Genomic DNA, 24995 nt, shown 5'->3' with positions numbered 1-24995 from the left:
TTTCGACTGGCGGGCACGGGTACCGAAGACTGAAACCAGGAGACTAGACATGAAGTTCATCAACAAGCTGCTTCGCGACGAACAGGGCGCGACCGCCATCGAATACGGCCTTATTGCTGCTCTGATCGCCGTTGCTGCGATCACCGCGATGTCGTCGCTCGGTGACAACCTGAACACCACGTTCAACACCGTTTCGGACGAGCTGTCGGCTGCTAACGCCTAAGTTAGAGCGCAGTTTGCGAAAAGAGAGCGGCGGGGGTTTTCCCCGCCGCCTTTCTTTTGTGTGCGGCAGACGCGACGGGCCGTGATGAACCCTAGCGCGCGCGTATCACAAGCTTGACCTGCTGGCCGGCCTGGACCTCCTCGTTGGAAGCGAGCCCGTTGAGCACACGGAACCGCTCTACCTGTGCGTCATCGAACGCCATCCGTCGCGCGAGCGATGCAACCGTCTCGCCGCGCTGCACCGTCACTACGTCGATCCGCCGCGGGATCACCGCCGATGCCTCGGACGCACTGATCCGCCGCATCGACTGGAACATGGCGTTGAACACGTTCGAGCTTCCCGCAGGCGTCATCGCCGCGAAGTGATAGGCGCGATCCTTCGCGAATTCATAGGCGAACACCACCACATCGACCTGGCTCGATCCATTGTTAACCCGCGCTATGCCGTAAGCCGCGGGTATCCCGTTCACTGTGGTCCGCTCGAGCGTCGAGGGTGCAAGCTGCTGCTGGTTTCCGCCCAGCTTGGCGAACTGCTGTCGCACATAGGTGGAAAGATCGCCGCCATAGGGTGCGAGCGTGAGCTGCGCCTTGCCCGACTGGCCGTTGATCGACACCGCGCTTGTGCCGTTGAGCATATAGAAACCCTGCGGCGCGGTGAAAGCCAGCCGCATTTCGGGATGGATGAACTGGCGCCCTTCGACCATTCCCTGCGCCGGATCGTCGCCATAGACCAGCCCGTCGATCCGCGTGAGGAAACTGTCGCGATTGGTGACGCTGCCCGGCAGTCCTTGCGCCTTGGCCAGCGCGGTCTGCACGCGGCTGGCCGGATCGGGGTGAGTCGAGGCCCAGACCGGCGGCCGCGTGTCGCCAGCGCCCATCAGCCGCGCTTCGAGCGCATTCTGCGAGGCGAGGCTCAACAGCACCGTTCCCATCGCGCGCGGATCGTATCCGGCCTTGGTAAGGTATTGAATCCCAAGGTCGTCGGCCTGCAGTTCCTGGCTGCGCGAGAACTTGAGCGTGAGCAGTTGCGAGCCTTGCAGGAAAGTGCGGCTGAGCGTGTCGCCGATGGCGCTATTGCCGAGCAGGATCCCCGACAGGATCGCCCCTGCCGCGCCCAACAGCGAATTCTGCTGCGCGGCCTGCTGGCGGCGCTGCGAATGGCGCGCGGCGACATGCGCCACTTCGTGCCCCATCACTGCGGCGAGTTCGGCCTCATTGTTCATCAGCCCTACGAGCTGGCGCGTGGTGTAGACATATCCGCCCGGGATCGCGAAGGCGTTGTTCACCGAGCTGTTGAGCAGCGACACGTTGAAGCTGTCGCGCGCATTGCCGAGGCCGGATTGCACCGCGATATTCTTGCCCACCTGCTCGACATAGGCGGCCTGCGTGCCGCTCATCGAGCCGCCGAATTCAGCGAGCAATTGCGGGTGGAGGTCTGCGCCCTGCTGGGCTTCCGCCTGGGTAATCGGAGTGGAGACGCTGGGAATGGGGCCGCCGCCCATGCATCCGGTCAGCGCCAGCGCGAGCGGCGCTGCAGTGGCAAGGGCAAGCGTTTTGCGCGAGAAGGCCATGAAGTCTCTCCGGTTTTCCTGCATCCGCGCGCCATTGGCGCAGTGATGCAGCATCGCGCATCGCTCGCCGCCCCGCAAGGGCGAAGGACCGCGCGGGAAGACCGGGTCAGCTTGCGCCGATTTGCAGGAACCGTTCTTCGCGCATGCGCCTGATCTCGTCCGCCGGCAGTTTCACCAGCTTGTCGAGCTCTTCGGCGATGGCGTTGCCGAGGCTGCGCGCCATGGCTTCGGGGGCACGGTGCGCACCGCCAACCGGTTCCTTGACGATCCGGTCGATCACCTTGAGCTTCTTGAGGTGCTGTGCGGTCACTTTCATCGCTTCGGCCGCATCGGGAGCCTTTTCTGCGGTGCGCCACAGGATCGAAGCACAGCCTTCAGGCGAAATCACCGAATAGACCGCATGTTCGAGCATCAGCACACGCTCGGCGCTCGCAAGCGCCACTGCGCCGCCCGAGCCACCCTCGCCTACGATCGTCGCCACCATCGGCACCGGCAGCGCAAGGCATGCTTCGGTCGAACGCGCGATCGCTTCGGCCTGGCCGCGCTCTTCGGCTTCGACCCCCGGGAATGCGCCCGAGGTGTCGACCAGCGTTACCACCGGCAGGCTGAACCGCCCGGCGAGTTCCATCAGGCGGATCGCCTTGCGATAGCCCTCTGGCTTGCCCATGCCGAAATTGTGCCGAAGGCGGGTTTCGGTGTCGTGGCCCTTTTCGTGGCCGATCAGCACGACGCGCCGCCCCTTCAGCCGCGCGAAGCCACCCATGATCGCTTCGTCTTCGCCGAAATAGCGATCGCCGCCCAGTGGAACGAACTCGTCGAAGGCATGCTCAACATAATCGCGGAAGTGCGGGCGCTGCGGATGGCGCGCCACCTGCGTCTTCTGCCAGGGCGTCAGCGAGGCATAGGTGCTGGCCAGCAAATCCCGGCTCTTCTTCTCAAGTCGCTTGAGTTCAACGGCAATATCGACCGTATCGCCCTCGGCGGCGGTGCGCAGCTCGGCGATCCGCTCTTCGAGCTTTGCGACCGGCTTCTCGAAATCGAGATAGGAAATCATTGTGCCCCGCTAGTCTGATGTTCCGCTTCGGGCAAGAGGATGCCGTGCATTCACCAGCGCGACCAGTCGTGCGGCATCCACATGGGTGTAGATCTGCGTGGTCGAAATATCGGCATGACCGAGCAGGGTCTGGAGCACGCGCAGGTCCGCCCCGCCCTCCAGCAGATGCGTAGCGAAGGCATGGCGCAGCACGTGCGGGCTGATCGATTTGGGGTCGATATCGGCGCGCGCCGCAAGTTCGCGCAGCAGCTGAAACAGCCGCATCCGGGTGAGATGCTTGGCTCGCGAAGGGAACAGGAAGCGCGCGCTGCCCGCGCCATCCTCTTGCCGCACTGCCAGCCAGCGCGACAATGCCTCGCGCGCACGCTCGCTCACCGGCACCATGCGCGCCTGCCCGCCCTTGCCCATCACTGTCAGCAAGGGTGCATCGCGCGGAACCGACGCGAGCGGCAGCGAAACAAGCTCGCTGGCGCGCAATCCGGAGCCGTAAAGCAATTCGAGCAGCGCCAGTTGCCGGATGGCGGCGGGCTTGCCGCTATCTGCCTCAAGCTCGGCGCGCTCGAACAGCCGGTCGACTTCGGCATGCGAGAGGATCTTTGGCAGCGGGCGTCGGGCGCGCGGACGCGGCAGGGCGCTGGAAGGGTCGTCCCCGCGCCAGCCTTCGTCCATCGCGAAGCCGAAGAATTGCCGCAGCGCCGAGCTTTTCCGCGCCACGGTCGAAGGCGCGAGGCCCGACCATGCCGCCGCGAGCTGCCCAACCGCCTCGCGATCGGCCCCGGCAAGGTCGCCGATTACCTCTTCCGCGCCGTCAAGGTCGCGGCGATAGGCCGCCAGCGTGTTCGCCGCTGCCCCGCGCTCGGCTGCCAGCATGTCGAGAAAGGCCTCGGTCGCCGCGCCCATCAGCCGCGCGCGATCGCCTCCGCCGCGATCATCCGCGCTTCGGCTTCCAGCCCGACCCGGCGCAAGGCCGAGACGGTGTGATAGAGGTGCAGCGGAGTCATCCGCTGCCAGCCTTCGCCTTGCATCCCCAGCCCGGCGAGCAGCGCCACGAGCGCGCGATTGTCGACATCCGCCGCGCGCTCGATCGTGCGCGTCCAGCGGGTCTCGCGCCCGAGATTGAGCGACACGCGCTGCGAATAGGTGCCCAGATCGCCCGAGGAGATCCGGCCCAGCCCGGCCAGCCCGGCGAGCAGCAGCCGCGAACGCCGCTCGTCCGAACTGTCGTCATCGTCGATGAAACTGTCGATGGCATCGCCCGATGCCATGCCATTGCTGCGCACACTCGCCAGCGTCACCAGCGCCCAGCCCATGCTGCCCGGTTCGACCACGCGGCTCCACGCCGCGGCATCGCGATCCAGCCCCGCCGCCAGCATCGAAGCGAGCAAGGCGGGCGCGGCATCCGCATAATCCGCCGACGCAGGCATGCGCGCTGCCGCATAGGCCGTTAGCACGTAGCGCCCGTAATCGCTCGCAACGTCGCCGCCCCACAGCTCTTCCATCGCCGAAAGCCGCGCTTGCGGATCGGCACCGACATAGGCTTCGCGCAGCTGCGTCGCGATATCCGCCGCTTCGCCGGTGATTGTCTCGTCGGCGTAAATCTGGCTGTAGAGATCGATTACCGCACGGGAAGAGAAAATGCCTTCGCGCGCGGCGCGGTCGGCAACCGCGGCACGCTGGGTCAGCGGCGCCATCGGCGTGATCGCCCAAACCCGCTCGTAATAGGGCGATGCGCCCACGCGCAGGTTCTCGGGGATTTCCGCGCCCACCGCATTGGCAAGCGCAAAGCGCCAGGGGTTGAGTTCCTCGACGTCATCCCACTCGAGATCCACCGCGCGCCGCCCGCTGCCTGCAGCCCCCGCCAGCCGCTGCGCCAGCAGCACGTCGATACGCGGCGCGAGTTCGGTGCGAAGCGCCCGGTCAAGCTGCGAACCCGCCAGCACGCCCTCGCCCGCATAGGCGTTGCAGATCGCGCGCAGCATGGTCCATTGCGGATCGTCCCGTTCCGGCCCCTTTAGCCGGACGACGGGGCATGTCCCGATGATGTCGGTTGTGGCGAGATAAGCCTCCAGCCCCGCGCCGATCATCGCATCGTTCCAATTGCCCGAATCGACGTCCTGCAGCAGCGCACGTGCTGCGGCATATTCGCCCATGCGGTTGAGCGCCTGCGCGCGCAGTGCAGCGAATTCGACCGGATCCATGCCTTCCGGCGTTGCCAGGCGGCTCGAAAGTGCGCGGCGCAGCAAGATATGCCCCCAGCGCGACACCACCGGCCCCTGCAAACCCTTCAGGATCGCGCGCACCAGCGCAGACGGCTGGCGCGCGAGCGAATTGGAATAGAGCCCGCCTTCGGTCGAATCGATCACGCCAACCCGGCTCATCGCGCGGCGCGCGGCGGGCGGGAGATCGTTGCTCGGCCGAAGCCCCAAGAGCTCATCAAGCTCGTCGGGCGACATCTTCTCCAGCTCCTCGGCAGACGGGACCGTGGAGAAGTCGAAATCGGACAGGCCCGGGATCGGTGCCATGCTGCCGGGCAAAGGTTGCACCACCGCGCCTCCTGCCACCGGCGGCGCGCCGGGCACTGGCTGGGCCGAAGGACGCGGCGCGGGCGTGGGCGCCGGCGCAGGATCGTCAAATCCCGGCGGCAGCAGCGATTCGGGCGCGTCCTGTGCGAAAGCAAGCGTGGCGCTCAGCGCAATCGCTGCGCCGCCAAGCCATTTCCAGCGAGCCATCAGCGCGCCTCCGGCACAGGGATTTCCTGCGTGATCTGGTGGATCGGTTCCTCGCCGCCGTCGAACCAGGCGAGCGCGAGAATGCCGGCGCCCAGCGCGAGCCACATCAGCGCCTTGCCGCCCGGAAGCGGCACAGCGCCGGGCCTGCGCGCCATTGATTGATCCATCGGAAGAATTGAGCTGCGCTTGCGTACCATGTTGCATGGGCACTAGCCCATCTATAGGCCCATCGGCAATGACCGAAGATCACCCTTCCATCAGCCGCGAACGGCTCGCCAGCATCGCCGCACGGCTCGACCGGCCGCTGGTGCTGGTGGGGCTGATGGGCGTGGGAAAATCCACCGTCGGCCGCCGCCTCGCTGCGCAGCTCGATCGCAAATTCGTCGATGCCGACGAAGCGATCGAGAATGCCGCGCAGCGCAGCATCTCGGAAATCTTCGAACAGTTCGGCGAAGCCTATTTCCGCGACGGCGAGCGGCGCGTGATCGCGCGGCTGATCGAAGAGCATGACGGGGTGATCGCTACCGGCGGCGGCGCATTCGTCAATAACGAGACGCGCGCGCTGATCCTGGACAAGGCGATTGCCGTGTGGATCGATTGCGCGATCGATACGCTGGTCGAGCGCACTAGCCGCCGCAACACACGCCCCTTGCTCAAATCGGGCGATCCGCGCGAAATCCTCACCCGTCTCTACGAAGATCGGCGCGGCTTCTATTCGCAGGCGCCGATCCATGTCATGAGCGACGCCGGTCCGCACGATGCGACCGCGACGAAGATTCTGGAGGCGCTCGAAGAATGGCTGTGATCCCGGTCGAACTGGCTGGCCGAAGCTATGACGTGCTGGTCGGGCGCGACCTGCTGGACGATGCGGCGCGCCATGCGGCCGCCTTCATGCGCAAGCCGCGCGTGGCAGTCGTGGCGGATCGCAATGCCCGCGCGCATCACGGGGCGCGGCTCGAAGCTGCCCTCGCCGCCGACGGACGCAGCGTGGCGTGGTACGATGTCGAGCCGGGCGAAGGTTCGAAGAGCTGGCAGGGCTTGCAGGCGCTGACCGAATGGCTGCTCGAACAGGGCGTCGAGCGCGGCGACCATGTGTTTGCGCTGGGCGGCGGCGTGGTGGGCGACCTGACCGGCTTCGCCTGCGCGATCCTGAAGCGCGGCTGCGGCTTCGTGCAAATCCCGACAACGCTGCTGGCGCAGGTCGACAGCTCGGTCGGCGGCAAGACCGCGATCAACACCGCTGCGGGAAAGAATTTGATCGGTGCATTCCACCAGCCCTCGCTGGTGCTGGCGGACCTGACCGCACTCGACACACTGCCCGATCGCGAAATGCGCGCCGGTTATGCCGAAGTGATCAAATACGGCATCCTCGGCGACCGCGACTTCTTCGACTGGCTGGCGGAAAACGGCACCAGGGTGCTGGCGCGCGATCCCGACGCACTGGCCCACGCAGTCGCCACCAGCGTCGCGGCCAAGGCGCGGATCGTGGCCGAAGACGAGCGCGAGACGAGCGGCGCACGCGCATTGCTCAACCTTGGCCATACATTCGGCCATGCGCTGGAGGCTGAAACCGGCTTTTCGGACAGGCTGCTGCATGGCGAAGGGGTGGCGCTCGGCATGGTGCTCGCCGCACGCTATTCGGCGCGGCGCGGCCTGATCGGCGATGCGGACGCGCAGAAGGTGGCCAGCGCCATCGCCGCCGTGGGCCTGCCAGCGGAGATTTCCGCGCTCGGCATGGACTGCGACGGGCGCCGCCTTGCCGATCATATGCTGCACGACAAGAAGATGGATGCGGGCACCCTGCCCTTCATCCTGCTGCGCAGCATCGGTGCAGCATTCATGGCGCGCGATGTCGAATTGAGCGACGTGGCGGCCTTTCTCGACGAGCAGCTAGGACACAGCTAGATCGTCACAAACGCAGGCATGAGGGGAGTTCTGCATGACCGTTGCCGAAGCAACACCCGATCTCGATTTCGACTGGGATGACAAGAGCTTCCTCGGTCATCCGAAGGGCCTTGGCTACCTCGCCTTCACTGAAGCGTGGGAGCGTTTCAGCTATTACGGCATGCAGACTCTGCTGGTGCTCTACATGGTCAACTTCCTGCTCAAGCCGGAAGAGGTCGGGAGCGTGGCCGGGATCGAGCAGCTGCGCGCGCTTTACGGCGGGCTTGAGGGGCAGGCATTCGCCAGCGCGATCTTCGGCACCTATGCCGCCAGCGTTTACCTGACACCGATCCTGGGCGGCTGGATCGCCGACCGGTTGCTGGGAAAGCGCCGCACCGTGCTGCTGGGCGCAATCACCATGGCGCTGGGCCATTTCCTGATGGCCTTCAACGTCACTTTCCTGTTCGCGCTGCTGTGCCTGATCATCGGTTCCGGCATGTTCAAGGGCAATATCGCGAGCCAGGTCGGCAGCCTCTACAAGCCCGAGGACCTGCGACGCGCGGACGCCTTCCAGATCTTCTATCTCGGCATCAATGCCGGTGTAATCGCCTCACCCTTTATCGTCGGCACGCTCGGGGAGACAGTCGGCTGGCACTGGGGTTTCGGCGCCGCAGGCGTGGGCATGCTGATCGGCCTCGGGATCTATGTCGCAGGCCAGAAGTACCTGCCCAAGGAACATTTCGACGTTCCGGGAAAAGAAGCGGCAGCCGCGGCCAAGGCCCCGCGCGATCCGATGACCCGGCAGGATTGGCTGGCTACGCTGGCACTGGTTTTGCTGATCCCGGTCATGGCGATCGCAATCGTGCCCAATAACCAGATATTCAACGCCTACCTCGTCTGGGGCGACCAGCAGTTTGCGCTCTATTGGGCCGGTGAAAAGCTGCCGACCAGCTGGCTTATCTCGCTCGACGCGGTTGTTTCGGTCAGCTTCCTCGCTGGCGTTGCCGCTTTCTACCGCTGGTGGAAGACCAGGTGGCAGGAACCCGACGAACTCACCAAGATCATCATCGGATCGCTCTTCTCGATTGGCGGCATGGCCTGTCTCTACATGGCGGCAGCCACCACCCCGCCCGGCGAAAAGATCGGCCTGTTCTGGCCGGTGATGTTCCACATCGTGAACTCGATCGGCTTTGCACATATGCTGCCCGTCAGCCTGGCGCTCTTCGCGCGGCTGGCGCCCAAACAGATCAACGCCACGGTGATCGGGCTCTATTACCTCGCCTTTTTCGCTGGCAATGCGCTGGTAGGCTATGTCGGCGGCTGGTTCGAGACGATGCCGGTGACGCAGTTCTGGCTGATCCACATGGGCTTCGCCGCGACTGCAGGCGTGATCTTCGTGCTGTTCAAGCTGCTGCTCGCACCGCGATTGATGCACCGGGCGCACTCCGAAGACGTGGCGCTCGCATGACCCGTTTCATCGACCTTTCGATCCCGATCACCAATAACGTGATCTCCGATCCGGAGGTGATGCGGCCCAAGGTCACTTACATGACCCATGAAAGCACGTGGCAGCAGATCGCCATGTTCTTTCCGGGGCTCGAAAAAGCTGACCTGCCCGATGGCGAAGGCTGGGCGGTGGAGATGCTCGAACTCTCCACCCACAACGGCACGCATATGGACGCGCCGTGGCACTACCATTCAACGACCGACAGCGGTGCCAGCCCCGCCCCCAGCATCGACGAAGCGCCGCTCGACCGCTTCTTCCGCCCCGGCGTGAAGCTCGATTTCAGCGATCTGCCGCATGGCCATGTGGTGAGCGGGGCCGAAGTCGAGGAGGCATTCGCAAAGATCAACTACGATGTGCAGCCGCTCGACATCGTGCTTGTCCAGTCAGGCGCTGCCTATGGCACCGAAAACTTCACCGATCAGGGCGTGGGCCTGGGCGCGGAGGCGACACTGTGGCTGACCGAGCGCGGCGTGGAAGTCGTCGGCACCGATGCCTGGAGCTGGGATGCGCCTTTCAGCCACACCGCGCGGCGCTGGGCAGAAACGCATGATCCGTCAATCATCTGGGAAGGCCACAAGGCGGGCCGCATCCGCCCCTATTACCAGATCGAGAAGCTGACCAACCTCGCCGCGCTGCCCAGCCACGGCTTCATGTTCAGCTGCTTCCCGGTGAAGATCGAACGCGCCAGCGCGGGGTGGATTCGCGCGGTGGCGCTGGTCGAGGATTAGAACAGGCGCGAGCCGTTCGGCACCTTCACGTCGGGCGCGAACAGCACCACTTCGCCCGCCTTGTCGGCAAAGCCCAGAGTCAGCACTTCGGACATGGCCGGGCCGATCTGGCGCGGCGGGAAATTCACCACCGCCGCCACCTGCCGCCCGACCAGCTCGTCGATGTGGTAATTGGCGGCGATCTGCGCGCAGCTCTTCTTCTCGCCGATCGCCGGGCCGAAATCGATCCGCAGCCGGTAGGACGGCTTGCGCGCCTCTGGGAATTCCTCTGCTGCCACGATCATGCCGATGCGGATGTCGACCTTGAGGAAATCGCCGAATGCGATCTCCTCCGCCGCCGGGGCATCGGGATCGTGCGCAAGGTGCACTATTCGAGTTCCAAAATGATCGCGTCGACCGCCAGGCTGTCGCCCTCGGCTGCGTTGATCTTTGCCACTACCGCCTGCTTCTCGGCGCGAAGGATGTTTTCCATCTTCATCGCTTCGACCGTGGCGAGCGGCTGGCCCGGCTGGACCTCCTCGCCCTCGGCCACATGCAGCTTCACCAGCAGCCCCGGCATCGGGCAAATCAGCAGCTTCGAAAGGTCCGGCGGGACCTTTTCGAGCATGTGCCGTGCCAGATGTGCGATGCGCGCGGGCAGCACGCGCATCTGATGCGTCGCGCCACGCGTGGTCACGGCATAGCCGGTGCGGGTCGGTGCGAGCTGGATCGTCAGTGCCTCGCCATCGAGCTCGATATCGACCATCGTCTCGCCCGGCGTATAGTCGAAGCTCAGTTCGACCGGCTCGCCGTCGACGGTAATCGCCTCTTCCTCGAGCACGACGGTATATTCATTGTCACCGATCTTCACCGCCCAGTCGCCCGGTGCGGCAAGGTCATCATCCGCCAGCTGCTGGTCGACGTGGCGCGCACGGTCGGCATCCGCCGTGGCGAGTACGCCGCCGATCGCTGCCAGAGCGCGCAGCAGTTCCTCGGAAGCCGCCGCGCCTTCGAACCCGTCCGGATATTCCTCGGCGATGAAACCGGTGGTCAGCTCGCCCGAGCGGAAGCGCGGATGCTGCATGATGGCGCTGAGGAAGTCGACATTGTGCCCCAGCCCCTTGATGCGGAAGGCATCGAGCGCCTGGATCTGCAAATCTGCCGCTTCGTCGCGGGTCTTGCCCCAGGTGACCAGCTTGGCGATCATCGGGTCATAGAACATGCTGACTTCGCCGCCTTCATAAACGCCGTCGTCCACGCGAACGCCGTCAACCCCGCGGCGGCCATTGGCGCTGCCGTCATCGGTCCAGCCTTCGAGCGGCGGCTTGTATTCGACCAGTCGCCCGGTCGAGGGCAGGAAGCCGCGATAGGGGTCTTCGGCATAGACGCGGTTTTCGATGGCCCAGCCGTCGATCCCGATATCTTCCTGCGTCATGGAGAGCTTCTCGCCCGCAGCAACGCGGATCATCTGCTCGACCAGGTCGATCCCGGTGATCGCTTCGGTGACCGGGTGCTCGACCTGCAGGCGGGTGTTCATCTCAAGGAAGTAGAAGCTTTCGCCCGTCGGGTCCGCGCCGCTCACGATCAGTTCGACCGTACCGGCGCTGAAATATCCGACCGCGCGGGCCAGCGCGACGCATTGCTCGCCCATCGCCTTGCGCATCTTGGGGGTGACGAAGGGCGACGGGGCTTCCTCCACCACCTTCTGGTGGCGGCGCTGGATGCTGCATTCGCGCTCGTTAAGGTAGAGGATGTTCCCGTGCTTGTCGCCCAGGATCTGGATCTCGATGTGGCGCGGGTTGAGGATGAACTTCTCGATGAAGACGCGATCGTCGCCAAAGCTGTTCAGCCCTTCGCGCTTCACGCTTTCGAAGCCTTCGCGCACGTCTTTTTCATTATAGGCGAGCCGCATGCCCTTGCCGCCACCGCCGGCGCTGGCCTTCATCATCACCGGATAGCCGATCTCGTTCGAGATGCGCACCGCGTGTTCGGTGTCCTCGATCTCGCCGACGAAGCCGGGGACGACGTTGACGCCCGCTTCCTTGGCCAGCTTCTTGGACTCGATCTTGTCGCCCATCGCGGCGATCGCGCCCACGGGAGGCCCGATGAATTCGATACCCTCCGCCGCGAGCGCCTCGGCAAAGCTGGTGCGTTCGGACAGGAAGCCATAGCCCGGATGGACCGCTTCGGCGCCGGTCTGCTTGCAGGCGGCGATGATCTTGTCTGCGATCAGATAGCTTTCGGCGGCGGGCGACGGGCCGATATGCACTGCCTCGTCAGCCATCTTGACGAAAGGCGCGCGGGCATCGGCATCGGAATAGACCGCCACGGTCTGGATACCCATGCGGCGCGCGGTCTTGATGACCCGGCACGCGATTTCGCCGCGATTGGCAATCAGTATCTTGGAAAACAAACGGGCCTCCGAAGGTCGCAACGACGTCAAACGCCTATGCCCACCTCGAAGGCCCGTATCAAGCTAGTCAATTTCGGCTAGGCGCTACTCCGCTTCGGGGCGGTCGATATGGACCAGCGATTCCTTCTCATAAGCGATCAGCGAGTCGAACTCGTCGACCAGCTCCTGCCGCTTCTCTTCGCTGCCGGTGAGCTCCTTGAGCGCATCCCATGCCTTGGCGAATTCCGGATTGCGCCGCCAGCTCATCTGGTCTGGCCCAGCCTTCATCGGCCACAGCGTGATCTGGTCGTAATCGCCGATATTGACGTGGATCGCCTTGGCCTCGATCCCGGCCGTCTTCAGTGCCTTGTCGAAATAGTCGTTGATGATCTCGCGCGCACGGCCGATCTTGCCCGGCTTGAACTTGGTCATCGTGAGTTGGTACCAATCAACATTCTGCCGTTCGATCTCGCCCGCTTCGTGGTGATCGGCGAGAGCAGGCGTTGCCCCGACGCCCATTGTGGTCGCAAGCGCGAATGCAGCAGCAGTCAGTATCGATTTACGCATAGGTCGTTCCCCCCTGTTGGGAAATGCGACCCGATGGGGTGGACCCTAGCGGCCTTGGTAGGAAGCTATTGTATCAAAACGACACCCGCGTCGGAGAAACTCACTCCGCCGCCTCGCTCACTTCCTCGCCCGCAGGCGGCATATTGTGACCCAGCAGGCGCAGGATATCCGCCGCGCATTCGACAACGTTGGAACCGGGGCCATAGATGCCCTGAACGCCCTTTTCGCGCAGGAAATCATAGTCCTGCGGGGGGATCACGCCGCCTGCCGTCACCTTGATGTCGGGCCGCCCGGCATCGCGCAGCAAATTGATCAGTTCGGGGATCAGCGTCTTGTGACCGGCGGCAAGGCTTGATGCGCCAACCACGTCCACCTGCTTCTGCAGCGCGAGCGCGGCGGTTTCCTTGGGCGTCTGGAACAGCGGCCCGGCGATCACGTCGAAACCCATGTCGGCAAAGGCGGAGGCGATCACATTCGCGCCGCGATCGTGCCCGTCCTGCCCCATCTTGGCGATCAGGATGCGCGGCTTGCGGCCAAGGCGGTTCTCGACCGCCTCCACGCCGCGCGTCACCTGCTGGTAGCGCGCATCCTCGGCATAGGCGGAGGAATAGACCCCCTTCACCGGGCGCGGCACGGTGTCATAGCGGCCGAACGCCGCTTCCATCGCCGCCGAAATTTCGCCCAGCGTCGCGTCATGGCGCGCCGCCTCGACTGCGCGGGCAAGCAGGTTCACGTCAGCCTGGCGCTCCATCTCGGCCAGCACCGAAGGCGGCAGTGGAATGCCGCGCTCGTCGCGCCCGGTGCGCAGTGCCTCGCTCTGCGCATTCGGGCTGGCCGCAGCAGCCTCGGTCAGCGCCTTGAGCGCAGCCTGGCAGGCGGCCTCGTCGCGCGCGTCCTTGACTGCCCTGATCCGCGCGATCTGCGCCTCGCGCACGGCGTGGTTGTCGACCTCGAGCGTTTCGAGATGCTCTTCCTTGGCGAGGCGATATTTGTTCACCCCCACGATCACCGTCTCGCCCTTGTCGACGCTGGCCTGCTTGTGCGCGGCGGCCTCTTCGATCGCGGCCTTCGGCTTGCCGGTGCCGACATAGGCGGTCATCCCGCCCACCGCGTCGACCTCGGCCATCAGCTTTTCGGCCTCTTCCACCAGCTTGGCGGTGAGCGCCTCGATGTAATAGCTGCCGCCCAGCGGATCGACGACGTTGCAGATTCCGCTTTCCTCCTGCAGCACCAGCTGGGTGTTGCGGGCGATGCGCGCGGAAAAGTCGGTTGGGAGCGCGATGGCTTCATCAAGCGCGTTGGTGTGGAGCGACTGCGTGCCGCCCAGCGTCGCGGCCATGGCTTCCACCGTGGTACGGATCACATTGTTGTAGGGGTCCTGCTCTTGCAGCGAGACACCGGACGTCTGGCAGTGGGTGCGCAGCATCTTGCTGCGTTCCTGCTTCGCGCCAAGGCCGTCCATCACGCGATACCACAGCGTGCGCGCCGCGCGCAGCTTGGCGATCTCCATGAAGAAGTTCATGCCGATGCCGAAAAAGAACGAAAGCCGCCCGGCGAAGGCATCGATATCGAGCCCCGCGGCCATGGCGCGCTGGGCATATTCCTTGCCATCGGCAATGGTGAAGGCGAGTTCCTGCACCGCGGTCGCCCCGGCCTCGTGCATGTGATAGCCCGAGATCGAAATGCTGTTGAATTTCGGCATGTTGCGCGAGGTATATGCGATAATGTCCGAAACGATCCGCATGCTCGGCTCAGGCGGATAGATATAGGTGTTGCGGACCATGAACTCCTTCAGGATGTCGTTCTGGATGGTCCCGTCGAGCTTGTCCTGAGACACGCCCTGCCGCTCTGCCGCGACGATGAAGAAGGCCAGCACCGGGATCACCGCGCCGTTCATGGTCATGGAAACCGACATCTGGTCGAGCGGGATCTGGTCGAACAGGATTTCCATGTCGCGGACGGTGTCGATCGCGACGCCGGCCTTGCCGACATCGCCCACCACGCGCGGGTGGTCGGAATCGTAACCGCGATGGGTCGCAAGGTCGAACGCAACCGAAAGGCCCTTCTGACCTGCGGCAAGGTTGCGGCGATAGAAGGCGTTCGATTCTTCGGCGGTCGAGAAACCCGCATACTGCCGGATCGTCCACGGGCGCCCGGCATACATCGATGCCTTCACCCCGCGCGTGAAAGGCGCGAAGCCCGGCAGGCCGCGCTCCTGCGTCGCATCGTCGGACGTATAGAGCGGCTTGATATCGAAGCCCTCGGGCGTGTGCCAGGTGAGGTCGCGACCCTTGACCTCCTTGTCGACCAGAGCCTTCCAGTCTTCGATATCCGCCATATTACTTGCCCTTGAATTCAGCCTTGCGCTTCTGGAGGAAAGCCATGCCGCCTTCCATCGCATCCGCGCTTGCCCCGGCGATCCGCTGGCCTTCGGCTTCGGCAAGGAACACCTCGGGCAGCGTACCGTCGAGCGCGGTCGCGATATTGCGCTTCATCGTGGCATAGGCAAGCGTCGGCCCGTTCGCGAGCTTTTCCGCCAGCGCGCGCGCTTCGCTCAACAGCGCATCGTCATCGACCGCCTTGTAGATCAGGCCCCATTGCTCGGCCTGTTCGGCGCCGATCTTCTCGCCCAGCATCATCATGCGGGTGGCATTGGCGCGGCCGATCGCACGGGCGAGCAGCCAGGTCGAGCCGCCATCGGGCACAAGGCCGATATTCACGAAGGCTTGGAGGAAATAGGCGCTTTTGCCTGCGAGCACGAAATCGCCCGCCAGCGCCAGCGAGCAGCCCACGCCCGCCGCCGGGCCGTTGACTGCGGTGATGACCGGCACCGGCGCGCGCAGCACCTGGCTCACCGCCGGATTGTAGTGGTTCTGCAGGGCGCGGTGGCTGCCGCCCTTCGTTTCGAGCGCGCTGCGTTCACCCCGCGCTGCGAGGTCCGCGCCCGAGCAGAAGCCCTTACCCGCGCCGGTGATCAGCACCGCGCGCGCGTCGCCAAGATCATAGAGGGCCGCGCCAAGCTCGTCCGCCATCTGCGGCGGCATGGCGTTGAGCCGGTCGGGCCGGTTGAGCGTGATGGTGAGCAGCGGGCCGTCACGTTCGACGAGAATGGTTTCGTAATCGGACATCAGTGATCTCCCTTGGGCGTTTCCATGATCTCGGTAAGCATGCCCTGCATGTCCTTGGGATGGACGAAAAAGATAGGAGTGCCGTGCGCGCCGATGCGCGTGGGGCCCAGAATGCGCTTGCCCATGGCCTCGAATTCCTCGCGTGCTGTAGCGATATCGGGCACTTCGAAGCACACGTGGTGCTGCCCGCCCTGCGGGTTCTTTTCGAGGAAATTGTTGATCGGCGAAGTGGCGTCGAACGGCTCGATCAGCTCGATCTGCGTGCCGTTCATCCCCGAATCCGTGGGCGTGTTGACGAAGCAGACCTTCACGCCCTGTTCGGGCAGGTCGAAAGGCTCCTCGATATCGGTCGCGCCCATGACATCGCGATAATGCGAAATGGCCGCTTCGATGCTGGGCACGGCATAGCCCAGGTGATTCATGCGTCCGAGTTTCATAGTGCTCACCTCTAGAGCGGAATATTGTCGTGCTTCTTCCACGGGTTCTCGAGCTGCTTGTTGCGCAGCTTCCTGAGGCCCAGCGCAATCCGGCGGCGCGTGGAATGCGGGTAGATCACTTCGTCGATATAGCCGCGCTGCGCCGCCACGAAGGGGTTGGCGAAGCGGTCTTCATATTCCTTGGTCCGCTCTGCGATCTTGGCCGGATCGCCAATGTCCTGGCGGAAGATGATCTCCACCGCACCCTTGGCACCCATCACCGCGATTTCTGCAGTGGGCCAGGCATAGTTGAGGTCGCCACGCAAATGCTTTGACGCCATCACGTCATAGGCGCCGCCATAGGCCTTGCGGGTGATCACGGTGATCTTGGGCACGGTCGCCTCGGCATAGGCGAACAGCAGCTTGGCGCCGTGCTTGATGATGCCATTGTGTTCTTGCGCGGTGCCGGGAAGGAAGCCGGGCACGTCGACGAAAGTCAGGATCGGAATTTCGAAGGCATCGCAGAAGCGCACGAAGCGCGCGGCCTTCTTCGAGGAATTGATGTCGAGCACGCCTGCCAGCACCATCGGCTGGTTCGCCACCACGCCCACGGTGCGGCCTTCGACGCGGCCGAAGCCGCAGATGATGTTGGCCGCATGGGCCGGCTGGACCTCGAAGAAATCGCCTTCGTCCAGCACCTTGCGGATGACTTCATGCATGTCATAGGGCTGGTTGGCATTGTCGGGGATCAGCGTGTCGAGGCTCGCCTCCTCGCGGTCAAAGGGGTCCGCGGTGGGCCGCTCGGGCACCGGCTCGCGGTTCGACAGCGGCAGGAAATCAAAGAAGGCGCGGGTCGCGAGCAAGGCTTCAATGTCGTTCTCGAACGCGACGTCGGCGACCGAAGTCTTGGTGGTGTGGGTGATCGCCCCGCCCAGCTCTTCCTGCGTCACGACCTCATTGGTGACTGTCTTGACCACGTCAGGCCCCGTCACGAACATGTAGGAGCTGTCCTTCACCATGAAGATGAAGTCGGTCATCGCCGGGGAATAGACCGCCCCGCCCGCGCATGGCCCCATGATCAGGCTGATCTGCGGCACCACGCCCGATGCCAGCACATTGCGCTGGAACACATCGGCATAGCCGCCCAGCGACGCCACGCCTTCCTGGATGCGCGCGCCGCCCGAATCGTTGAGGCCGATGACAGGCGCGCCGTATTTCATGGCGCTTTCCATCACCTTGCAGATCTTTTCCGCATGCCGCTTCGACAGCGAGCCGCCGAACACGGTGAAATCCTGGCTGAAGACATAGACCAGCCGCCCGTTGATCGTGCCCGATCCGGTGACGACGCCGTCACCCGGAATCTTCTGGTCCTGCATGCCGAAATCGACGCAGTCATGCTCGACATAGGCGTCGAGCTCTTCGAAACTGCCTTCGTCGAGCAGCACTTCGAGCCGTTCGCGTGCGGTCAGCTTGCCCTTGGCATGCTGCGCATCGATCCGCTTCTGCCCCCCGCCCAACTTGGCGGCGGCGCGGCGACGTTCCATTTCGGCAATATTGGCGGACATGCGCTCTCCCTGATGGCCAATGCGCATTCCGCCTAGCGACGGAAAAGCCCCAGCGTCAACGTATCAAAAACGCAGCATCATCCGGCGCGCGAGCGCTGGCGAGAGCGAATAGACCCATCGCAGCAGCTTGACCTGCCCCACATTCGCTTCCGGGCTGTCGCTTTCGATCGCATCGACGATCTGCGCGGCGCATTCCTGCGGCGGCATCTTGTTGCCGTTGAGCCGCGCGGTCATCTGCGTGTCGACCACTGGCGGTAGCGCCTCGACCACGAGGATATTGGTATCAGCCAGCTGCGCGCGAAGCGCCATGGTGTAACTGCGTAGCCCCGCCTTGGTCGCGCAATAAACCGGGCTGCCCGCGCGCGGCGCGATGGCGAGGCCGCTGGTGACGTTGACGATCGCCGCTTCGGGCCGCCGCCCCAGCATCGGTACCAGCGCGGTGATCAGGCGGATCGGCGCATCGAGATTGGCGTAGATGCAGGCGTCAACTGCATCGGGATCGGGCAATGACACGCGGAAGTCGTGGTCGACCCCTTGCCCGGCATTGTTAATCAGGATGTCGATTTCGCGTGTGCCGAGGTCGGCGATCAGCGCATCGACCCCGTGCGCGTTCGACAAATCGGCCTCGATCGCTTCGAAGCCCTCGTCGCGCATGGCGTCGAGCCGCGCCTTGTCGCGCCCCGTAATGGCCACCTGCGCACCCTTGGCCCGCAGCTGCCGCGCGATTTCGCGCCCGATGCCCGCGCTGCCTCCTGTAAGGAGGACCTTCTTGCCCGCGATCCGCATCAGACTTTCACAATCCCGTGTTCGACAAGGCTGCGCACCGTGTCCTCAAGCGTCTGCTCGGCGGGGATGAAGGTGAAGCCCAGCACTTCTTCGGTATGCCTGCCCGAAACGTCGCGCACATTGCCGAGTTCGCCCTTGATCTGGCGCATCTCGGGCATGAACAGCGCAAGGAATTTGACCATCCAGTCTGGCATCGGGCGCGTAGGCACCTTTGCGGCGAATTCGGGCACACGCTCACGCACCGCATCGGCCATCTCGCGGATCCACATGAATTTCTGCGACGTGGGGAAGCGCTCTCCGCGGACGTCCTCCGCCGGGGCTTCGATCGCGAGCACATGCGCCCTGGCCACATCGCGCACGTCTGTCACGCAAATGCCCATGTTGGGCGCGAGCGGGATCGATCCGTCGACCACTTTCTTGACCAGTTCGACGCTGGTCGAAAGATCGTTGTCATAGACCGGGCCGAACACCGCGACAGGGTTGACCGAACAGAACACCAGTTCGGGCGCGTTCGCCTCCACCCAGGCGCGCGCTGCGCGCTCGGCCACAGTCTTGGATTCGATATAGGGCGGAACTCCGACCACGAGATTGGTCCAGTCGGTATGATCGAAATGGTCCTTTTCGGGATGCCCGTATGCGATCGCCGCCGCCGAACTGGTCTGCACGAAGCGCGTCACGCCTGCCGCAGTGGCAAAGCGCAGCGCGCGCAGCGTCCCTTCGCGCGCGGGGATAACGAGTTCGTCCTTGTGCCGGGGTACATCGAGCGGAAACGGCGAAGCGACATGCGCCACCGCGTCGCATCCCGCATTGGCTTCGGCCCAGCCTGCATCGCTCATCAGATCGGCCTGGAACACCTTTAGCCGATCACCCGCATCGGGCCATCGCGAGCGCAGCCGGGGCTCGCTCTTGGCGCGGTCCCTAACCGTCGTATGAACACTGTATCCATTCAATAAAAGCTGGTCGATTACCTCGCCGCCGATATAGCCGGTGCCGCCAGTTACGAGTACGGTGTTCGCCATCGCGCGAGCCTCCCCAATCGGCGCAGGCTATGCGAGCAATTGTTGTTTGGCAACGCGTTGAAGGATTTGTGAGTGCGGCAAGTTGATTTCCTCGTGATTGGCGCCGGGATCGCGGGCCTTTCGGCTGCGGCGCGGCTGGCGCGCCATGGTAAAGTGGCGGTCTGCGAAGCCGAAAGCGCGCCCGGCGTCCATGCTTCGGGCCGCAGTGCCGCATTCGCCCATTTCGACATGGACGATCCGATCGTGCGCGCGCTCACGGCGGTCAGCATGCCGCTGCTCGAAGAGCCTGCGGCACGGCGGCACCCAGCGCTGTTCCTCGCGCTCGAAGGGCAGGAAGCCGCACTCGACCGGGTCGAGGCGAATTATCGCGTCTGGGAGCCCGGGATCACACGGCTCGATCCGCAGCAGGCGCGCGAACTGGTGCCGATCCTCAAGGAAGGCAGCGGCGGCGTGATCGGCGCATTGCTCGATGAAAACGGCCGCAAGCTCGACGCGCACGCCATGCTCGAGGGGCATCGCCGCACGCTGCGCGAGGCTGGCGGCGAAGTGGCGCTTGACGCCCCGATCACGGCTTTGCGCCACGATGGCGAGCGCTGGATCGCCGACACGCCGGGGCAAAGCTATTCCGCGCGCGTGGTGGTCAATGCGGCAGGCGCCTGGGCCGATCAGATCGCGTCGCTTGGCGGGATCGCGCCGCTCGGCATCCGGCCCCTTCGCCGCACGGTGATCACATTCGACATGTCGCCGGAACTGGACGTTTCGGGCTGGCCTTTCACCAAAACGGTCGGCCCCGGTTTCTATATCGAGCCGGAAGGCCGCGGGCGGCTGCTCGCCTGCGCAATGGACGAGCATCCCTCCGAACCCTGCGATGCGCAGCCCGAGGAAGAGGATGTGGCGCTGGCTGCGTGGCGAGTGGAAGAAGCCACCACGCTCGAAATCCGCCGTATCGCAAGCAAATGGGCGGGACTGCGCAGTTTTGCGCCCGACCGGCGCCCAGTGGCGGGTTTCGATCGCACCGCCCCAGGCTTCTTCTGGCTGGCCGGGCAAGGCGGCTTTGGCCTGCAGACCTCGCCCGCCATGGCGATGGCTGCCGAAGCGCTGGCCTGCGGGCTCGACTGGCCCGAAGGACTGCGCGCGGCAGGCGTCGAGCAAGCGGCGGTTTCGCCCGCCCGCTTCGCCTGACGCAGCGCGCTATTTGAGCAGGACGAGTTCCTCGGCCATCGAGGGATGCAGCGCGACCGTGTCGTCGAAGGCCTGCTTGGTGAGGCCAGCCTTCACCGCAACTGCCGCCATCTGCAGGATTTCGGGCGCTTCGGGCCCGATCATGTGGATGCCGAGGATCTTTTCCGACGTCGCTTCGACGATCATCTTGTAGAGCCCGCGCTCCGGGTGGGACGAGAAGATGTTCTTCATCGGGCGGAAGTCCGATGTGTAGACCTTCACATCGCCATAGGTCTTGCGCGCCTCGCGCTCGGTCAGGCCCACACCCGCGAGCGGCGGCTGGCTGAACACCGCGCTGGGAATGGAGGAATAGTCGATCGTGCGCGGCTTACCGCCGAACACCGTGTCGGCAAAGGCATGGCCTTCGCGGATAGCGACCGGGGTCAGTTGCACGCGGTCGGTCACGTCACCCACGGCATAGATGCTGTCGCAGCTGGTGCGGTTGTATTCGTCGACTTTGATCGCACCGCCCTCGCCCAGTTCGACACCGGCTGCTTCCAGCCCCAGTCCCTCGGTATTGGGAGAGCGGCCGGTGGCGATCAGCACCTGGTCGACCTTGACCGGATAGGTGCCGCCGAGATCGACCTGCAGGCAGCCGTCATCCGCCTTGTCGACCCGCTTGATCTGGCTGTGCATGCGAAAATCGATCCCGCGCCCCATCGCGATATGGAGCATGCGGTCGACGATCTGCTCGTCATAGGACCGCAAGATCCGGTCAGTGCGGTTGACCACGGTGACTTCGCTGCCGAGCGCGTTGAATATCCCTGCGAATTCCATCGCGATATAGCCCCCGCCGACCACCATCAGGCAGTGCGGCTGCTCCTCCAGATGGAAGATTTCGTTCGAGCTGATGCAATGCTCGACGCCGGGGAATTCGGGCGTGGCGGGCCATGCGCCGGTCGCGATGAGGATATGCTTCGCGGTGACTTCGCGTCCGCTCGCCAGCCGCACCGAATGCGGGCCGGTGATGGTCGCCCGCTCGGCAACGATTTCGACATGGTGGTTCGACAGCGTCTGGCCGTAGAGGCCCTCCAGCCGGTCGACGTCGCGATTGACGAAGTCGCGCAGGCTCGCCCAGTCGAAGCTCGTGCCTTCGATAGTCCAGCCGAAATTGCCCGCATGGGCCAGCTCCTCGGCGAACATCGATCCGTAAACGAGCATCTTCTTGGGCACGCAGCCGCGGATCACGCAGGTGCCGCCGACGCGATATTCCTCGGCAACCGCCACCTTTGCGCCATGCGCGGCAGCAACGCGGCTCGCGCGGACCCCGCCCGAACCGGCGCCAATGGTGAAGAGGTCGTAGTCGTATTCGGCCATGCGCAGCAGCTCCTGTTGTCGGCGATATGGCGGCTGGCAACCGGATTGCCAACCGCCGATGCCGGTTCAGGAGCTATTCGCCAAGCTGGCTGTCTGCCGGATCCCAGAACAGGCCCAACGCAAGCGCTGCGATTGTCAGCGTGCGCGCAAGGCCTTGATCGGTTCCGCGCGGCATGATCAGTGCAGGTCGACCATTGAGTTCGACCGCGCCAACCGGGCGCCCGTCCTGTTCAAAAACATAGCCAATGGGGCTGGCCATGGCGAAAGGCGACCCTTCGATGCGATGTACCGAACGGATCTGAACAGCCTCGCCTCCCAGCAATATCTCGCCGCGCCGTGCCTCTTTTGAAAGCGCGCCACTCAGGCCCTCGCGAACTTCCTGCAACTCGAAGCGGGCCGGGAACGGCCGCCCGACGGCAGTAAATTCGCAGGAATATGACATCGGCTTGGTCTTGAACTCCAAGCTGCCCAGATCGACAATCCTCTCCCGCACACGGCAACGAGCCTCGATAGTGGTCGAGATCGCGGGCCCTTCGATTACGAATTCGGTGTGCCCCGAATTCTTGATCCAGGTATCGAAAAAGGCCAGCCGCTCTTCGGAGCGTTCGTATCCGCCCGAATATTCGCCAACGGTAAAGCGACCATGGGTCCAGCCCGACACCCCCTGGAATTCAGTGCGGGTATTGTCGGCCAAATCAGCGGGAAGGCGCATTTGGGCAGGCGGCAAACCGGCGCATGCGGCCAAAGCCCATGCACCGGCGAGTGGGATGAAACGACGCATTTGACGTAATCTTTCTGATCGAACCCCGATGGGGAGGCTGTGAATTGTTCAGCTTTATGGGTTCTTGTATGAACAGAAGATTGCGGCTTATGGCGCTGCCGGACCGCTTAGCCGTTCGAGTGGCGCCTCTGGCCACCACCGCTGCCGCCGCTGCGCCTGCCGCCGTGGGGCTTGCCTGCGCGGCCCGGATGCTTGCGCTTCGGGCGATCCTTGCGCTGCTGGCTTTCGCCCACAGGACGAGTGCCGTGCTTCGGCTTCGGCTGCACCCGCTTCAACGGCGTGCGCGCCGCAGGCTTGGTCGGCCCGACGCCTTCTACCACTGCACGGAAATTGTCCGGCAGCGGCAGACGCTCGAATGTCGCGTCGGTATTGCGCTGGATGTCCTTGAGATAGGCGCGCTCGTCTTCCGCACAGAAAGCGATCGCGATCCCGTCTGCCCCGGCGCGCGCGGTGCGGCCGATGCGGTGGACGTATTGCTCGGGCACGTTGGGCAGCTCGTAATTGATCACGTGGCTTACGCCAGGGATGTCGATCCCGCGCGCGGCCACATCGGTCGCGATCAGGATCGGCGTCTTGGCGCGCTTGAACTCGTCGAGCGCACGCTGGCGCTGCGGCTGGCTCTTATTGCCGTGGATCGCGTTCGACGGGATCCCAACCTGCGCCAGCTTCTTCACGACGCGATCGGCGCCGTGCTTGGTGCGGGTGAAGATCAGCACGCGCTCGAACTTGCCGGGCACGCGGTGCCGTTCGGACAGGATCATTTCGAGCAGCGACTGCTTCTCGTCCTGCTGCACCATGAACAGATACTGGTCGATCCGCTCGGCGGTGGTCGCCGCCGGAGTGACGCTGACCTGCACGGGGCTGTTGCAATACTGGCCGACCAGCTCCTTGATCGCCTTGGGCATGGTGGCGCTGAAGAACAGCGTCTGCCGCTCGGCGGGGGCGAGCTGGTGGATGCGGCGCAACGCATGGATGAAGCCGAGGTCGAGCATCTGGTCGGCTTCGTCGAGCACCAGGATTTCGACGCCCGAAAGGTTGAACGCCTTCTGGTCGATCAGGTCGAGCAGGCGGCCGGGCGTCGCGACGAGGATGTCGGTGCCGCGGTGCAGCTTGTTGCGATCCTTGCCGACCGAGGTGCCGCCCACGATCGAGTCGACCTTGAGGCCGGCCAATGCGCCGTAATCCTTGGCGCTCTGGGCGATCTGCCCCGCCAGTTCGCGCGTCGGCGCAAGCACCAGCATGCGGCAGCTCTTGAACGGGATACGGTTGCCAGCTTCGCGCAGCCGGTCGATGCTCGGAAGCATGAAGGCGGCGGTCTTGCCGGTGCCGGTCTGGGCGATACCCAGCAGGTCGCGCCCGCTCAAGACGGCCGGGATGGCCTGTTCCTGGATCGGGGTGGGAGTGTCATAGCCCTTCATGTCGAGGGCCTGAAGCACGGGCTGCGACAGCCCGAGGTTTTCGAATTTCATGTGTTTCAAACTCGCATTTCATGCGGCGCGCTGACGGATTCCGGGCGGAATCGTCGCGCGGCGCGGGTGTCAAAACGACCCGCGTGAAAAGGGAAGTCTCTTGGAAAAACCGAGGCGCGGCCGGGGCGGATATTTTTTGGTTCCGCCGCTTCACGCTGGCTAGCGCGCTTCGATGTGCGTCCATGTGGATGCTGCAGTGCAAAAAGTCAATCGAAATCGAGAATTGGCAACCGTTCGCACCGATGCTGCGACAAACCGCCTAACCCCGTGAAAACGCATTCCGGCTCGACAAATGCCCGGACAATTGCTTTTACGCGGCAGCGATCCAGAAAATTGGACGCGGGGGAGAGGTCGCAGTTATGGATTATCTATTGAGTCCAGCTCGCTATTTTCGTCAGGTCACTGCGCTGAGGAGGCATCTTCGGCAGATCAGGGGCACTTCGGCGCGAGCAGTAGGTTTCACGCTTTTCATAGCCGCAGCCGATTAAATCGCTTCCGGGGTTTCCCGCAAACGTTGAGGTCGGCCGCGTCGCGACGCAGTTGCGTCGACGGCGCCGTTCTGCGTTGCGCAATGACCCTGTCTGGCCAAGCGTCATGATGTGACGGATTTCTCAAGCAGGAAACCGCATTGAACCGGCCGGGGGCCAAAAGCGCCCGCGC

The 24995-nt window shown here is 64.3% G+C and carries 23 protein-coding genes; 6 read left to right on the top strand and 17 right to left on the bottom strand.

Going from position 1 to position 24995, the window contains the following annotated elements; translation table 11 throughout:
• Positions 1-49: 49 nt before the first annotated feature.
• Complete coding sequence (locus VRS74_RS11115) at positions 50-223, top strand: Flp family type IVb pilin (protein WP_354145335.1); 174 nt, start codon at positions 50-52, stop codon at positions 221-223.
• A 91-nt stretch (positions 224-314) separates the two neighbouring features.
• On the opposite strand, the gene VRS74_RS11110 is transcribed toward VRS74_RS11115, so the two are convergent.
• The 5 genes from VRS74_RS11110 to VRS74_RS11090 all read right to left on the bottom strand — a co-directional run bounded on the left by VRS74_RS11110 (position 315) and on the right by VRS74_RS11090 (position 5731).
• Positions 315-1793 (bottom strand): M48 family metalloprotease, encoded by a 1479-nt coding sequence (locus tag VRS74_RS11110; RefSeq protein WP_354145334.1) that lies wholly within the window; start codon positions 1791-1793, stop codon positions 315-317.
• 106 nt (positions 1794-1899) lie between these two features.
• Positions 1900-2847 carry an acetyl-CoA carboxylase carboxyltransferase subunit alpha gene (locus VRS74_RS11105; protein WP_354145333.1) on the bottom strand — a complete coding sequence of 316 codons (948 nt, stop codon included), beginning with the start codon at positions 2845-2847 and terminating at the stop codon, positions 1900-1902.
• Positions 2848-2856: 9 nt separating this feature from the next.
• Positions 2857-3747, bottom strand: coding sequence for a tyrosine recombinase (locus VRS74_RS11100; RefSeq protein ID WP_354145332.1), 891 nt, complete (start codon positions 3745-3747; stop codon positions 2857-2859).
• Positions 3747-5576 carry a hypothetical protein gene (locus VRS74_RS11095; RefSeq protein ID WP_354145331.1) on the bottom strand — a complete coding sequence of 610 codons (1830 nt, stop codon included), beginning with the start codon at positions 5574-5576 and terminating at the stop codon, positions 3747-3749. Before VRS74_RS11095 ends, VRS74_RS11100 begins: the two co-directional genes overlap by 1 nt.
• Positions 5576-5731: a hypothetical protein gene (locus tag VRS74_RS11090; protein ID WP_354145330.1), complete on the bottom strand. Its 156-nt coding sequence runs from the start codon at positions 5729-5731 to the stop codon at positions 5576-5578. The genes VRS74_RS11095 and VRS74_RS11090 overlap by 1 nt, the downstream gene beginning before the upstream one ends.
• Before the next feature lie 80 nt (positions 5732-5811).
• On the opposite strand from VRS74_RS11090, the gene VRS74_RS11085 reads away from it, so the two are divergent.
• From VRS74_RS11085 to VRS74_RS11070, 4 genes are read left to right on the top strand one after another with little or no spacing between them, the layout of a single operon-like run.
• Entirely contained in the window at positions 5812-6381 is a 570-nt protein-coding gene (locus VRS74_RS11085; protein WP_354145329.1) for a shikimate kinase, read from the top strand.
• Positions 6372-7481: a 3-dehydroquinate synthase gene (gene aroB / locus VRS74_RS11080; protein WP_354145328.1), complete on the top strand. Its 1110-nt coding sequence runs from the start codon at positions 6372-6374 to the stop codon at positions 7479-7481. The genes VRS74_RS11085 and aroB overlap by 10 nt, the downstream gene beginning before the upstream one ends.
• A gap of 34 nt (positions 7482-7515) precedes the next feature.
• Entirely contained in the window at positions 7516-8928 is a 1413-nt protein-coding gene (locus VRS74_RS11075; protein WP_354145327.1) for a peptide MFS transporter, read from the top strand.
• Positions 8925-9695 carry a cyclase family protein gene (locus VRS74_RS11070; RefSeq protein WP_354145326.1) on the top strand — a complete coding sequence of 257 codons (771 nt, stop codon included), beginning with the start codon at positions 8925-8927 and terminating at the stop codon, positions 9693-9695. The genes VRS74_RS11075 and VRS74_RS11070 overlap by 4 nt, the downstream gene beginning before the upstream one ends.
• On the opposite strand, the gene VRS74_RS11065 is transcribed toward VRS74_RS11070, so the two are convergent.
• From VRS74_RS11065 to VRS74_RS11025, 9 genes are all read right to left on the bottom strand, one after another.
• Entirely contained in the window at positions 9692-10063 is a 372-nt protein-coding gene (locus VRS74_RS11065) for a tRNA-binding protein (protein WP_354145325.1), read from the bottom strand. The genes VRS74_RS11070 and VRS74_RS11065 overlap by 4 nt on opposite strands.
• Positions 10063-12087, bottom strand: a complete 2025-nt coding sequence (locus tag VRS74_RS11060) for an ATP-binding protein (RefSeq protein WP_354145324.1) — start codon at positions 12085-12087, stop codon at positions 10063-10065. The genes VRS74_RS11065 and VRS74_RS11060 overlap by 1 nt, the downstream gene beginning before the upstream one ends.
• An 84-nt stretch (positions 12088-12171) precedes the next feature.
• Complete coding sequence (locus VRS74_RS11055; RefSeq protein ID WP_354145323.1) at positions 12172-12633, bottom strand: hypothetical protein; 462 nt, start codon at positions 12631-12633, stop codon at positions 12172-12174.
• Positions 12634-12733: 100 nt separating this feature from the next.
• Positions 12734-14971 carry a methylmalonyl-CoA mutase gene (gene scpA, locus VRS74_RS11050; RefSeq protein ID WP_354145322.1) on the bottom strand — a complete coding sequence of 746 codons (2238 nt, stop codon included), beginning with the start codon at positions 14969-14971 and terminating at the stop codon, positions 12734-12736.
• Position 14972: 1 nt separating this feature from the next.
• Positions 14973-15761 (bottom strand): enoyl-CoA hydratase-related protein, encoded by a 789-nt coding sequence (locus tag VRS74_RS11045; RefSeq protein ID WP_354145321.1) that lies wholly within the window; start codon positions 15759-15761, stop codon positions 14973-14975.
• Positions 15761-16198 carry a methylmalonyl-CoA epimerase gene (mce, locus tag VRS74_RS11040; protein WP_354145320.1) on the bottom strand — a complete coding sequence of 146 codons (438 nt, stop codon included), beginning with the start codon at positions 16196-16198 and terminating at the stop codon, positions 15761-15763. Before mce ends, VRS74_RS11045 begins: the two co-directional genes overlap by 1 nt.
• Before the next feature lie 11 nt (positions 16199-16209).
• Positions 16210-17742, bottom strand: coding sequence for an acyl-CoA carboxylase subunit beta (locus VRS74_RS11035; RefSeq protein ID WP_354145319.1), 1533 nt, complete (start codon positions 17740-17742; stop codon positions 16210-16212).
• A gap of 63 nt (positions 17743-17805) precedes the next feature.
• Complete coding sequence (locus VRS74_RS11030) at positions 17806-18528, bottom strand: SDR family oxidoreductase (protein WP_354145318.1); 723 nt, start codon at positions 18526-18528, stop codon at positions 17806-17808.
• The gene (locus VRS74_RS11025) at positions 18528-19547 is read right to left on the bottom strand and encodes an NAD-dependent epimerase/dehydratase family protein (protein ID WP_354145317.1); all 1020 of its coding nucleotides are present in this window, start codon (positions 19545-19547) and stop codon (positions 18528-18530) included. Before VRS74_RS11025 ends, VRS74_RS11030 begins: the two co-directional genes overlap by 1 nt.
• Before the next feature lie 72 nt (positions 19548-19619).
• Between VRS74_RS11025 and VRS74_RS11020 the strand changes: the two genes are divergently transcribed.
• The gene (locus VRS74_RS11020) at positions 19620-20729 is read left to right on the top strand and encodes an NAD(P)/FAD-dependent oxidoreductase (protein ID WP_354145316.1); all 1110 of its coding nucleotides are present in this window, start codon (positions 19620-19622) and stop codon (positions 20727-20729) included.
• A gap of 9 nt (positions 20730-20738) precedes the next feature.
• Here VRS74_RS11020 and gorA read toward each other — a convergent pair whose 3' ends face one another.
• The 3 genes from gorA to VRS74_RS11005 form a co-directional block, all read right to left on the bottom strand.
• A complete protein-coding gene (gene gorA / locus VRS74_RS11015; RefSeq protein WP_354145315.1) occupies positions 20739-22085 on the bottom strand; it encodes a glutathione-disulfide reductase in 1347 nt (448 codons plus the stop codon).
• A gap of 73 nt (positions 22086-22158) precedes the next feature.
• Positions 22159-22866, bottom strand: coding sequence for a VV20781 family protein (locus VRS74_RS11010; RefSeq protein ID WP_494337523.1), 708 nt, complete (start codon positions 22864-22866; stop codon positions 22159-22161).
• 107 nt (positions 22867-22973) lie between these two features.
• On the bottom strand, positions 22974-24335 hold the full coding sequence (locus VRS74_RS11005) for a DEAD/DEAH box helicase (protein WP_354145313.1): 1362 nt from the start codon (positions 24333-24335) through the stop codon (positions 22974-22976).
• Between the last annotated feature and the right edge of the window lie 660 nt (positions 24336-24995).

Origin of the sequence: Altererythrobacter litoralis, from assembly GCF_036324225.1 — a bacterium.
GTDB classification, from domain to species: Bacteria; Pseudomonadota; Alphaproteobacteria; order Sphingomonadales; family Sphingomonadaceae; genus Erythrobacter; species Erythrobacter litoralis_A.
The sequence above is the reverse complement of the archived record's forward strand: the minus strand, read 5'-3'. Positions and strand labels throughout refer to the sequence as shown.